Source organism: Bifidobacterium primatium, assembly GCF_002802875.1.
In the GTDB taxonomy this organism is placed as follows: Bacteria; Actinomycetota; Actinomycetes; order Actinomycetales; family Bifidobacteriaceae; genus Galliscardovia; species Galliscardovia primatium.
On record NZ_PEBI01000004.1, the window covers coordinates 333,054 to 346,252 of the forward strand.

Sequence of the window (13,199 nt, forward strand, 5' to 3'; positions counted from 1 at the left end):
TTCCACCATATACGACTTATTTATTTATGATAGATATTTATATCTGATAACTATCTGCGATAAATATTCTACGACAGCATTGGACCATGCGACACGCGGAAGGAAAAACGATGCGTCGCTATTCGCCGAGCATCTCGCCTATGGCGGCGAGCACGGCGCGGATCCCCGCCTCGAACACGTCGGGCTCGGGCAGCAGCGACACCGCCAGATACCCGTTGGAGGTCATGTCGAAGAAGAACCCCGGCTGCGCGGTGGCCCGATGATCGCGAATCAGCGAGAGCACGAGCTCGCTTTCGTCGATGCTCGAGGGGAAGCGCAGCAGCACGTTCCAGCCGCCTTCGGCGCGCAGCACGCTCGTCACGCCCAACGGGTCGGTGGCGAGCAGGTCGTGCAGTCGCGCGAGGTTGCCGCGAGTACGCTCGCGCACGCGGGCGGTCTGTCCGGGCGCGGCGGCGAGCAGGTCGGGGATGCGTTCGGCGATGATGTCGCTCATCGGCAGGAAGTCGTCGGCGATCACGTCGAGCCGCGCCTGCGCTTCGGCCACGTCGGCCTCCGGGCCGGAGACCTCTATCCATCCGACCTTGGCGTGCGGGGCGGCGAGCATCTTCGAGAACCCGTCGAGCGCGAACGTGAGCACGCCGGACTCCCCCGCGAGCCGCGCGTTGCCGGCGAACGGCTCCAAATCGTAGCCGAAGAACACCTCGTCGGCGATGATGGCCACCTCGTGTTCGCGGCACATCGCCACCAGCCGACGGCGCTCCTCCGGCTTCACGTATGAGCCGGTCGGATTGTTCGGGTTGATGAGCACCATGGCGCGGATCCGCGAGCCCTCGTCGGAGTCGAGGATCTCCTCGATGCGCGGCAGGTCGAAGAACCACGAGCCGTCGAACATCAGCGAGTATTCGATGGTCTCCACGTTCTCGAGCCGTGCGATGGATTCGATGAGCGGGTATCCGGGCTTGGGTGCGAGCACGGCGTCGCCGGGATCGCACAGCAGCTTCATCAGCCACGAATACGCCTCCGACGTGGAGCTGAGCAGGTACAGCCGATCCGGGTCGACGCCGCTGCACTCGTCATGAGCCTCGGCGGGGATTCCGCCGGCATTCTCTCCGGCACCCTTGTCGGCGCCACCGGCCGCAAGGAATTCGGCGAGCGCCCGTCGGGCGGCGAGCGGTCCGCGCGGATTCGCCTCGTACACGCCCGGCACCAACGCCGGCGCCAGTCCGTGACGGGTCGGGTTCGAGTCGTTGAGCTTCGTCAGTGCGACACCGTCGCGCCGGCACCGCGCCTCCGCCAAGGAAATCGCATTTGGCCGGGACCCATCCACCCTAGAGGAAAAATGCACAGACATATATTGCATTGTGGCACTTGGCGGCGAAAAACGTTGGAGGCCGATGCCCCGATAGCGGGCCATACAATCCTCGTATAGCGAAGAACGGCCGTTTTCGGCATGATTCCGCGCCGTGGGGGCATCCGCCGTGATACAGTCGGAAACGCAAGTTTCAGGGCAGGGTGCAATTCCCTACTGGCGGTGATGGCACACGGCGGTTCGCGCCGGCCACAGCCCGCGACCCGCGAAAGCGGCTGATCCGGTGGAATTCCGGAGCCAACGGTATAGTCCGGATGAAAGAAACGAGGGGCTCTCATGAGCATTTCTTCATCTTCCGCATCGTCCAATCGGGCATCGTCCAATCGGGCATCGTCCAATCGTTCCCATGCCACCGGCGTCTCCGATTCCGGACGCTGGTCCACCAAACGCATCGCCATCTACGCGCTGTTCGTGGCGCTGACCATGGTGACGAGCTTCATCGAACTGCCCATCTTCCCTGCGGCCCCGTGGCTCAAGTACGATCCGTCCGGCATCGTGTGCCTGATTGCCGGCTTCGCGTTCGGCCCGTCGGCCGCGGCGATCGTAAGCGTGCTGGGCTTCGCGCCGCACCTGTTCGGCGACCCGTGGGGCACGCTGATGGCCGTCGGCGTGGCATTGGCGCTGAGCGTGCCGGCCTCGCTGGTGTATCGCCGTTGGCGCTCACGCAAGGGTGCCGTGGCCGGCATCCTGCTGGGCGCCGTGCTGGCGCTGGCCGTGGCCATCGGCGGCAACCTGGTGGTCACGCCCATCTACGCGCATATGACGGTGGCACAGGTGGCGGCCATGATCGTGCCGATCCTGCTGCCGTTCAATCTGCTGAAGTTCGCCATCCACGGCGTGGTGACGTTCCTCGTCTACAAGCCCATCGCCAACCTGCTGCGCAAGTAGAATCAGCAAGTAGAATCAACGGTATCGCGATACCTGACGATCTGTTGGAATGATGTTCGTCGGAACATTCCGGATCCCCGGATGTTCCGACGAATTTTGTATGTATCGATATACCGATATAAGAAAGGCCCCGATTCTCCCGTGAATGACACCGACTCCCCCATCGTCGCGCTCGACGACGTCCGATTCAGCTATGACGACGGCGCCTCCTGGGCGGTCGACGGCGTCGGTCTGACGATTCGCGCCGGCGAGCGCATCGCCGTCGTCGGCGCCAACGGTTCGGGAAAGTCGACGTTGGGCCGCATCATCGCCGCGCTTGCCGCGCCGGATTCCGGCACCGTGACCCTGTTCGGCCGTGTCGTGTTCGATGGCGAGGCGCATGCCGACCGGTATCGCGAGGCCCGGCATGACATCGGCGCGGTGTTCCAGAATCCGGAGGATCAGATCGTCACGACGATAGTCGACGACGACGTGGCGTTCGGACCGGAGAATCTCGGCGTGCCGCATGAGCGTATCGGCGAGCGCGTCGATACGGCGTTGCGTCAGGTCGATATGGATGGTTTCGGTGTCGCCGATCCGACGCGGATGTCCGGCGGCCAGCAGCAGCGCGTGGCCATCGCCGGCATGCTGGCCATGCGGCCGCGCATGCTGGTATTGGACGAACCGACCGCGATGCTTGACGAATCGGGCCGCGCGGAGATCATGACCGTACTGGATGATCTGCATGCGCAGGGCACGACGATCGTGCATATCACACATTCGGCCGCCGAGGCGGTCGCCGCCGACCGCGTGATCGTGATGCGCGACGGCCGAATCGCAGAGGATGCAAAAAACGATGATGAGAACGGACATGCTTCGGGGACGAACCCCCTCAGTCGGCTGTCGCCGACAGCTCCCCCTGATACCAGGGGGAGCCAAGAAAATGACATCGTCTCCTCTTCCTTCGACTCTCCCTGGCGCGGTTTCGCGGAGGATGCACGCCCCTCTTCCCCTGGCTCCCCCTGGCGCGGTTTCGCGACCGCTGCCGGCATATTTCCTTCCCTTGGCTCCCCCTGGCAGGGGGAGCTGTCCGGCGAAAGCCGGACTGAGGGGGTCGACACCCCACACACCGATGTCGCCCCAGCCATTCGCGACACCGCAACCCCCTCCCCCATCGTCACGATGTCGCATGTCTCGTTCGCCTATGACCATGATCATCCGGTACTGCGCGACGTGAACCTTACGATAGACGCCGGCGAGACCGTGGCCATCATGGGGCGCAACGGCGGCGGCAAGTCCACGCTCACCCGCCTCCTGTGCGCGTTGGAGACACCATCCGGCGGCGACATCACCGTGGATGGCATCGCCGTGGCCAGGAGCCCAGGCAGGCGGTGCAAGCCGCCGAGCAAGCGCGACCGTCGTCGGCTGCGAGGCGTCGTCGGCTATGTGATGCAGCATCCCGAACGTCAGCTGTTCGCCGAGACCGTGGCCGAGGATGTGGCGTACGGACCGGGCAATCTCGGTCTTTCCGGCGATGAGCTTGACGCACGGGTGCGGCAAACGCTCGACGCCCTGCATATCGGTCATCTTGCCGACCGTTCGCCGTTCGGTCTTTCCGGCGGCCAGCAGCGCATGGTGGCCATCGCCGGCATTCTGGCCTGCCGGCCGAGGATTCTCATCATGGATGAGCCGACGAGCAGTCTTGACGTGGATGCGGCGGCCCGCATCCATCGGCTGCTTGCCGATCTGAAAGCGCAGGGCGTGACGGTGATCATCGTCACGCATGACGAGGCGGAGGCCGCGTTGGCCGACCGCGTGGTCGAACTGCGCGACGGCGAGATTACCAATCGAAACGCGCAATCGGAGACGAACCCCCTCAGTCGGCTCACGCCGACAGCTCCCCCTGAACCTAGGGGGAGCCAGAGGAATAACACAGTCTCCTCTTTCTCTGGCTCCCCCTGGCAGGGGGAGCTGTCCGACGAACGTCGGACTGAGGGGGTCGAACCACCGGACGCCGGCAGCCGCAGCGACAACGCATCCTTCGTCGCACGCCTTGACCCGCGCGTGAAGATGGTGCTGACGCTGGTGCTGATGTTCACCGCGTTCGCCATCGGGACGCCGGTTCAGTTGGGTGTCGCCGCTGTTGCGGTCGGTGCCATATTGGCGGCGTCCCGGCTTAATCCGGTTGCCGTATTGCATTCGGTGCGGCTGTTTCTGGCGTTGTTCGTCGTCATGAGCGCATTGAATGTCTTCTTCGTACGTACGGGCACGCCGCTGGTGCATCTCGGCCCTGTTCCCATCACCGACGACGGCGTCTGGACGGCGGTCGTCTATGCGGGGCGTCTCGCGCTGGTGGTGGTGCTGGGAGCCGTGCTGCTGCTCACGACCACGCCGACTCGGCTGACCGATGCGTTCGAGGCGCTGCTGCGTCCATTGCGTCGTCTCGGCGTGCATACCGGCGAGATCGCACTGGTCATGAGTCTGGCGTTGCGGTTCATTCCCACGTTGACGGGCGAGACGAAGGCCATCATCGATGCGCAGTCGGCCCGCGGCGGCAGCATCGAATCCGGCACGCCGCTGCAGCGGCTTCGCGCGCTGACGGCCATCATTGTGCCGGTGTTCGCCGGCGCGCTGCGTCATGCCGAGAATCTTGGACTGGCGCTTGACGCCCGCTGCTATGAGGGCGGCGCCAACCGCACGTATTACCGGCTGCTGCGGATTTCATGGCGGGACGGCGTCTTCGCCGTGTTCTGCGTGCTGTATCTTGTAGTGCTGTTCGCGGTACCGCTGGTATAGCGTTAGCGTTCCCCTATACAGAACAGAAAAAGCTCCCTCTGACGAGGGAGCTTATTTGTTTTTGTCTCGAGGTCTTACTCTTCGGCCGGCTTGTCGCCTTCGGCTGCAGCGGCCACCGGCTCCGGTTCGGCCGCGGTATCGGCCTTGTCGGCGTCGTCATCGTCCTTGGCCGGTGTGGCGTCGAGGATCGGCTTGCCGGTGAAGGTGAACTCGCCCAGCAGGCCTTCGCCCTGGGAATCCACTTCCACGGCCTCGTTGTCGCCGAGTTCGCCGAGCAGGATCTTCTCGGAGATGGCGTCCTCGATGTCGCGCTGGATGACGCGGCGCAGCGGACGTGCGCCGAGCAGCGGGTCGAAGCCCTTCTCGGCGAGCAGGTCCTTGGCCTTGTCGGTCAGCTCGATGGACATGTGGCGCTCGAACAGACGGTCGTTGAGGCGCTTGATGTCGAGGTCGACGATCTGACGCACCTGCGGCTCGGTGAGCTGCTTGAACACGATGATGTCGTCCAGACGGTTGAGGAACTCGGGGCGGAACTGCTGCTTGAGTTCGGAGCTCACCTGGTCCTTCATGCGCTGGTAGCTGGTCTCGGTGTTGCCGCCCACGTTGAAGCCGGTGTTGGCGGCCTTGGCGATGTCGCGGGTGCCGAGGTTGGTGGTCAGGATGATGATGGTGTTCTTGAAGTCCACCTTGCGTCCCTGACCGTCGGTCAGATGGCCGTCGTCCAGCACCTGCAGCAGCGTGTTGAAGATGTCGGGGTGGGCCTTTTCGATCTCGTCGAACAGCACCACGGAGAACGGCTTGCGACGCACCTTCTCGGTGAGTTCGCCGCCCTCCTCGTAGCCGACGTATCCCGGAGGCGCACCGAAGAGTCGCGAGGCCGCGTACTTCTCGGAGAACTCCGACATGTCGACGCGAATGAGCGCGTCCTCGTCGTCGAACAGGAACTCGGCGAGCGTCTTGGCCAGCTCGGTCTTGCCCACGCCGGTGGGACCGGCGAAGATGAACGAGCCCGCAGGACGCTTCGGGTCCTTGAGCCCCACACGGGCGCGACGAATCGAGCGGGACAGCGCGGTGACCGCGTCGTCCTGGCCGATGATGCGCTTGTGCAGCTCCTTCTCCATGTTGAGCAGCTTCTTGGATTCGGCCTGCGTGAGCTTGAACACGGGGATGCCGGTGGTGGAGGAGATCACCTGGGCGATCACGTCCTCGTCCACGGTCATCGACACGTCGGACTCGCCTTCGCGCCAGGCCTTCTCCTTCTCCTTGCGCTCGGACTCGAGCTTCTCCTGACGGTCGCGCAGTTCGGCGGCCTTCTCGAAGTCCTGGTCCTTGATGGCCTTGTCCTTCTCGGCGCTGACCTTCGCCACCTTGGCGTCGATCTCCTTGAGCTCGGGCGGCGCGGTGAGACGCTTGATGCGCAGACGGGCGCCGGCCTCGTCGATAAGGTCGATGGCCTTGTCGGGCAGATGACGGTCCTGGATATAACGGGACGACAGCTCGGCGGCGGACTGCAGCGCACCGTCGGTGATGGTCACGTGGTGATGGTTCTCGTAGCGCTCGCGCAGACCCTTAAGGATCTCGATGGTCTCGGCGATCGTCGGCTCATGCACCTGGATGGGCTGGAATCGACGTTCGAGGGCCGCGTCCTTCTCGATGTACTTGCGGTACTCCTCGGTGGTGGTGGCGCCGATGGTCTGGAGCTCGCCGCGGGCCAGCATGGGCTTGAGCATGTCGGAGGCGCCGAGCGCGCCGTCGGCGGAACCGGCGCCGACGATGGTGTGGATCTCATCGATGAACAGCACGATGTCGCCGCGGGTCTTGATCTCCTTGAGCACCTTCTTGAGGCGTTCCTCGAAGTCGCCGCGGTAGCGGGAGCCCGCCACCATGGAACCGAGGTCGAGCGAGTAGATCTGCTTGCCCTTGAGCGTCTCCGGCACGTCGCCGGCGTTGATCTTCTGGGCCAGTCCCTCGACGACGGCGGTCTTGCCGACGCCGGGCTCGCCGATCAGCACCGGGTTGTTCTTGGTGCGACGGGAGAGCACGACCATCACGCGCTCGATCTCGCCCGAACGACCGATGACCGGGTCGAGCTTGCCTTCGGCGGCCTCGACGGTCAGGTTGCGGCCGAACTGGTCGAGGATGGCGGAACCGGTCTGGCTGCTCTTGTTCTGCACGCCTCCGGCGTTGGCGAGGTCTCCCTTGCCGCCGTCAGCGCCCTCGTGGTTGCCGCGGATGAGGTCGATGGTGGCGGTGCGCAGCTCGCCCAGGTCGACATCCATCTTGATGAGCACCTGGGTGCCCACGCCCTCGCCCTCGCGGATCAGGCCGAGCAGGATGTGCTCGGTGCCGATGTAGCTATGGCCCAGCTGCAGCGCCTCGCGCAGGCTGAGCTCCAGCACCTGCTTGGCGTGCGGCGTGAACGGAATGTGCCCGTTCGGAGCGGCGTTGCCTTTGCCGATCATCTCTTCGACCTGCTTGCGCGTGGCGTCGAGTTCGACTCCCTTGGAGGCCAGCGCCTTGGCGGCGTTGCCTTCGCCTTCGCGAATCAGGCCGAGCAGCAGGTGTTCAGTACCGATGTAGTTGTGCTGCAGCGCGCGTGCCTCTTCCTGAGCGAGCACGATGACGCGACGAGCACGGTCGGTAAACCGTTCGAACATGCTTGTCCTCCCTAATAAAACTCTGTATCACTCTACCGATTTGCTGTGACGAACATTCCTCGGCGCCCATATATTGCGCTGTGAACGGAAATTGATATACCCCACATTCCCGTTGCGGTCGGCTATGCTGGAATCGTTACGACCATCAGGAGGTGTGTCATGACCGCTGAACACATTCATGCCAACGAGGGCGTGGTGCAGGCCGGCGATGCCGCGGACGGCCGGTTGAAGGACATCGTCGTCGGCGTCGACGGCTCCGAGGAATCGTTCGCCGCGCTCAAGTGGGCGCTTATCGAGGCCGGCAAGACCGGTCAGCACGTGAACGCCGTATTCGGCTGGACCCATTCATGGGACGTCGGCTCGGAGCCCGACAGCGACGAGGCCTGGAAGACGGTCCGCAAGCAGATCACAGAAACGCTGCGCTCGTGGGTCGACAAGGCCTCGGAGGGCATCGACTTCAATCCGGAGAACCTCAAGCTCACGTCGGTGAAGGCGTCCGGCTCCGCGGCGCTGCTGCAGATCGGCTCGTACGCCGAGCAGATCGTGGTCGGGCGTCGGTCCCTAGGCCGGGTGGCCCGATGGTTCCTCGGATCCATGTCGTCCTCGCTGGCCGAGGAGGCCAAGGTGCCGGTGACCGTCGTGCGAGCCGGGGCCAGGGATTCCGAGACCTCGATGCAGGATGCCATCGCCCGCACGCTGAATCCCGACGCCGTCGACGACACCTCCAGGGGACCGGAACGTCATCTGCCGGTCGTCGTCGGCATCGACGGCTCCAAGGGAGCGCAGCGCGCTCTGCGGTTCGCCGTGCATGCGGCGGCGATCGACGGCCGTCCGCTGCATGTGCTGTTCTGCTGGCAGATGAAGGATCTTGGCAGGATTCCCGGTTTCGAGACGACGGTGCCGTCGGTGGCCGAAGGCCAGGAGCGCGCCGAGAAGATTCTGCGCAGGACGCTCGCCGAGGCGGATATCCCCGAATCCATCGACGTGCGTCCCAGCGCCTTCCACATCTCGGCCGGCAAGGGCCTGGTGAGCGCCTCCCGATACGCGCATCAGATCGTCGTCGGCACGCGAGGCCTTTCCGGCCTTGACGCTCACTTCCTCGGGTCGGTGTCCTCGCAGGTGCTCAACGACGCCGAATGCACCGTCACCGTGGTGCACTGACACGGTCATGCATGATGTACTGACGATGCACTGACGATAGACGATATGAATCGGCCGGCGGCCATGGATTCGATTCCATGGCCGCCGGCCGATTCTCGTATGGCGATCGACTGCGTCCGCCTTACGCCTGTTCGCGTTCGGGCATCTGGGAATGGAACAGCACGACGTCTCCCGCCTTGACGCCGAGATAATGGCCGGCGGCGTCGAATCGGGGCTTCTCGGCCGATTCCATGGCCTCCACGTCGCCGCGTTCCTCGCGCGGCGCCTGCCGCACGATGTCGATGTGCATGTCGTCGAACGCCGGCTTGGACTGGATCCACAGACTGCTCGGCTCCGGCGGCTCGATCTCCGAATGCTCGCCGCAACCATGGTCGCGCGAGACCACGCGGCCGTCGTCAGGACTCCACTTGTTCGCACAGACGCCGAACATCAGGTTCAGCTCACCGGTGAGCGGTACGAAGAATCCGCAGGTCTGGCAGGCCAGGCCGTCGGCGGTCTTGGTGGAGAGGGACTTGGGCCCGTGCGGCCCGGAGTACCAGCGCTGCGCCGCCTGGGCACGACCCAGCGGCGTGAGCACGCGACGGCGGGAGAGCTCGAACTCCTTGGCGATGGCCGCCGTCTGCGCCAGTTCGTCCTTCACGGCCGACTTCGCGGCGCCGGTGTCGTCGGCGGCGTCGGCCGTTTCAGCGTCTTCCGCGTTCGCGGCGGCCCCGGCATCGCCGTTGTCGGCGGCTGCGGCGTCGTCATTGCCGGAGTCGCCGACAACGGCAGAGGCATCGGAGCCGTCGGACTCCCCTGCCTCGTCGTCGTTCCGCGTCTCCGCAGGCTTCACGCCGTTTTCCTCGATGCTCTTCTCGACGGTCTTCAGCGACTCCCCGCCGTCTTCGAGACGCGGGTCGTCGGGCTCGGTGCCCAAAGCGTCGGTCACCGCCAGATCGGTCGGCAGCAGACGGTCCTTCCAGGGAATCCACTTCGGCGGCATGAGCGAGTCGTCGCCGGGGACCAGCGAGGATTCGTTCACCGTCCACGCGTCCCGCTCGACGTCGTGGTACAGCGTGACCGACCACTGCCAGCCTTCGTATCCGACGATGTTGGACGCGAACCTGAAGTCGCTGACGCCGTCACCGAGCTCCGTGGCGCCCAGGAAATCGCCGACGTGCGACGTCTCGTCCGCCACCTCGCAGGCCACGGCCCTAGCGAGGGAACGGGGATCTTCAGCGGTTGCGTTCATCGCAGCACCTTCATTCACGTTATCGGTCACGGCTGGTCATCAATCCTGTACGTCGAAGTTGTCGGCCACGGCGCGCAGCAGCGTGGCGAGCTTCTTCGATTCGGCGGGCGAGGGATAGCGGTGGCGGCGCAGGCCGTTGCCGGCGGCGTCCAGCAGCTTGATGAGGTCCTCGACGATGGCGGCCATGTCGTCCGGCTTGGGACGGGCGGCCTTGACCATCGACGGCATGGGGCCGACCAGGGTCACGCCCATGGCCTGCGGCCCCTTGCGGCCGTCGACGACCGAGAACTCCACCTTGGCGCCCTTACGCAGGTTGGCGGTGCCGGCGGGAAGGGCCGAGGACGGCAGGAACACGTCCTTGCCGTCGTCGGCGGTGATGAAACCGTAGCCTTTTTTCGCGTCGAACCAACGAATCTTTCCGCTGGGCATATCTACTCACACCTCACTGATACAAACAAACTTCTCTACCCGTATATTCGGGGCGGCGGCGTATCCGTCCCGCAATGCCAAAGGATTATTATATCCTACGCCTTCGCCGGCGCTACGCCGTCGGATGACGGGGACGCCTGCGGCGCCTCCTCGGGCATGGGGATGATCACGGTGAAGGTGAGGCCGCCGTTGAACGTCTCCGAGGCGCAGATCAGACCGTGATGGGCCTTGACGGCGGACTGCGCGATAGCCATGCCGAGTCCGGTGCCGCCCTTTTCGCGGGCGCGCGAGGGGTCGGCGGTGTAGAAGCGCTCGAAGATCTTCTGCCTGGCCTTGCCCGGCATGCCGGGACCGTGGTCGATGACCTGCAGCACGGCATACCTGCGGCCGGAACCGGTGGACGCCGCCACCTGCGCCGCCTGGATGAACTGGTCCAGCGACACGTCGGTGGATGGCATCTTGCCCAGGTCGACCAGATGCAGTGACGCCGGCACCACGGAGATGCCCATCTCCACGGGCGAATCAGCCGGCGTGTAGCGATGGATGTTGCCCACGATGTTCGTGATGACCTGGCGCAGACGGGCCGGGTCGCCCTGCAGCGTGACGTTCTCGACCTTGCCGGGCACGAACGCCAGATGCGCGGGCATGGGCTGCGTCCCGTCGCCGGAGACCAGCGGCGCGTCCCCGCCGGCGACGGTGATGCCGCCGAGCCGGATGGAGCGGCCCGGATCGAGCGCGTGGAGGTCCTCGGCGGATTCCGCCACGATCTCGTGGAGCTTCGCCTTCTGGTTGATGTTCACGCCGCGGCCTTCGTCCATGCGCGCCAGCGAGAGCAGATCCTCCACGAGGCTCGCCATGCGGGTGCTCGACTTCTCGATGTGGTCGATGGCCTGGTCGGCGCGTTCGAGCGCACCCGGGTATTCGCGCTGCATCTTGTACAGCTCGGCGTAGCCGTGGATGGCGGCGAGCGGCGTCCTGAGCTCGTGGCTGGCATCGGAGACGAACCGCTTCATCTTCTCGGTGGTCTCCTGCTGCTCATGGAAGCTGTGCTCGATGCGCGAGAGCATCTGGTTGAGCGACGAGGAGAGCGAGCCGACCTCCGTGTTCTCGGGGGCGGGCGGCACACGCTGCGACAGGTCGCCGTTGGCGATCTTCGCGGCTGTCTTTTCGATGCGTTTGAGCGGCAGCAGCGTCCGGTCTATCGCGAGCGTGGCCATGACGGTGGCGAACACCATGATGGCGATGCCCACGACGAGGAAGTACTTGGTGATGATGGCGAGCGTGTCCTGCATGTCGTGCAGCGACAACGCGATGAACGCCACGCCCGTGGTGGCAGGCGTGGTGCCGTTGCCGTTCATCTTCCATTTGACGGCTATCACGCGCCACGGCGCCGAGGCCATCTGCAGGGACGTGCGGCTCACGTCGCCGCCCGAAGACATCTGCACGCGCGCCGCTGTGGTGTACGGCTTGTTGAACTCGACGCCGCCGCTGCTTCCCGAGACCGGCAGCACCGGTTCGGAGATGACGTTGTCGGAGAGCTTGGGCACGACCGGCGTGGAGGTGATGTTGAAGTCGGAGTCGCGAATCTGCACATAGTAGTCGATGAGGCCCAACGTGCCGAAGTTGTCGGACTGCTGCAGCTCGCTGATGCTGTTGAGCACCAGAGTCGACTGTCGGGAAAGCTGCGTGTCGGTCTTGTCGATGATGTAGGCGCTCACCAGCTGCCGCACAGCGAACGCGATGATGCCCCCGCTGACCAGCAGCAGCACGAGGATGATGGAGATCAGCTTCGTGGAGAGGGAGACGGCGTCCAGACGATGCGTCAGCCAATTGCCCTTCTTCACCTGCTGCGGGTGTGCCGCCACCGGCCTCGTACCGGCGCACCCGGACCCGCCGGCACCCGGATGGGCTGGGGTGCCGGACTGCGCCATACCGCCCACGAGGGTCACGCCCCCGGAGCCGACTTCGGCGAACGAATCATATAGCCGATGCCGCGTTTGGTCTGGATGAGCGGGTCGACCTTGCGGGTCTCGCCGTTCTCGTCGGTGTAGGTGATGCCGTCGACCTTCTTACGCAGATAGGAGATGTAGGATTCCACGATCGCGGCGTCCCCGCCCCAATCGTACTGCCACACGTGGTCGAGGATCTGCGCCTTGGAGAGCACCCTGCCCTCGTTGTCCATGAGGTATCGCAGCAGCTTGTATTCGGTGGGGCTCAGCTCGATGACCTGGCCGGCACGGGTGACGTCGTGCGAGTCCTCGTTGATCTCGAGGTCGGCCACGCGGATGATCGGATCGTCCTCGACCTGTTCGCGCGTGCGGCGCAGGATCGCGCGGATTCGGGCGACGACCTCCTCCAGGCTGAACGGCTTGGTCACGTAGTCGTCGCCGCCGACGGTCAGGCCCATGACCTTGTCCTGGGTGTCGTCGCGGGCGGTCAGGAACAGCACCGGCGCATCGATGCCCTCCTGGCGGATGCGTCGGGTGACGGTGAATCCGTCGATGTCCGGCAGCATGACGTCAAGCACGATAAGGTCCGGCTCGGTCTTCTCGATGACCTCGATGGCCTCGGAACCGGAAGCGGCGGTATGCACTTCAAAACCGGAGAAATGAAGCGAAGCCACCAGCAGCTCACGGATGGACGGCTCGTCGTCGACAACAACAATGGATGCTTCAATGGATTTGCTCAT

9 protein-coding genes and 1 riboswitch are annotated in these 13,199 nt (G+C 64.8%); of the genes, 3 read left to right on the forward strand and 6 right to left on the reverse strand.

What is annotated here, in order from left to right:
• Window positions 1-118: 118 nt before the first annotated feature.
• Window positions 119-1,351, reverse strand: a complete 1,233-nt coding sequence (locus CS006_RS09305) for a pyridoxal phosphate-dependent aminotransferase (RefSeq protein WP_100511537.1) — start codon at window positions 1,349-1,351, stop codon at window positions 119-121.
• A 143-nt stretch (window positions 1,352-1,494) separates the two neighbouring features.
• Window positions 1,495-1,639: riboswitch (FMN riboswitch) on the forward strand.
• A gap of 6 nt (window positions 1,640-1,645) precedes the next feature.
• Between CS006_RS09305 and CS006_RS09310 the strand changes: the two genes are divergently transcribed.
• On the forward strand, window positions 1,646-2,257 hold the full coding sequence (locus CS006_RS09310; protein ID WP_100511538.1) for an ECF transporter S component: 612 nt from the start codon (window positions 1,646-1,648) through the stop codon (window positions 2,255-2,257).
• 81 nt (window positions 2,258-2,338) lie between these two features.
• Entirely contained in the window at window positions 2,339-5,032 is a 2,694-nt protein-coding gene (locus tag CS006_RS09315; protein ID WP_100511539.1) for an energy-coupling factor transporter ATPase, read from the forward strand.
• Window positions 5,033-5,106: 74 nt separating this feature from the next.
• Here the strand turns inward: CS006_RS09315 and CS006_RS09320 are convergent, their stop codons facing one another.
• Window positions 5,107-7,689, reverse strand: coding sequence for an ATP-dependent Clp protease ATP-binding subunit (locus CS006_RS09320; RefSeq protein WP_100511540.1), 2,583 nt, complete (start codon window positions 7,687-7,689; stop codon window positions 5,107-5,109).
• 159 nt (window positions 7,690-7,848) lie between these two features.
• On the opposite strand from CS006_RS09320, the gene CS006_RS09325 reads away from it, so the two are divergent.
• Complete coding sequence (locus CS006_RS09325; protein ID WP_100511541.1) at window positions 7,849-8,850, forward strand: universal stress protein; 1,002 nt, start codon at window positions 7,849-7,851, stop codon at window positions 8,848-8,850.
• 121 nt (window positions 8,851-8,971) lie between these two features.
• Here the strand turns inward: CS006_RS09325 and CS006_RS09330 are convergent, their stop codons facing one another.
• The 4 genes from CS006_RS09330 to CS006_RS09345 all read right to left on the reverse strand — a co-directional run bounded on the left by CS006_RS09330 (window position 8,972) and on the right by CS006_RS09345 (window position 13,199).
• Window positions 8,972-10,081, reverse strand: coding sequence for a DUF3027 domain-containing protein (locus tag CS006_RS09330; RefSeq protein WP_100511542.1), 1,110 nt, complete (start codon window positions 10,079-10,081; stop codon window positions 8,972-8,974).
• 39 nt (window positions 10,082-10,120) lie between these two features.
• Complete coding sequence (locus CS006_RS09335; protein WP_100511543.1) at window positions 10,121-10,510, reverse strand: cold-shock protein; 390 nt, start codon at window positions 10,508-10,510, stop codon at window positions 10,121-10,123.
• A gap of 95 nt (window positions 10,511-10,605) precedes the next feature.
• Window positions 10,606-12,375, reverse strand: coding sequence for a sensor histidine kinase (locus CS006_RS09340; RefSeq protein WP_165777328.1), 1,770 nt, complete (start codon window positions 12,373-12,375; stop codon window positions 10,606-10,608).
• A gap of 80 nt (window positions 12,376-12,455) precedes the next feature.
• Complete coding sequence (locus tag CS006_RS09345) at window positions 12,456-13,199, reverse strand: response regulator transcription factor (protein ID WP_100511545.1); 744 nt, start codon at window positions 13,197-13,199, stop codon at window positions 12,456-12,458.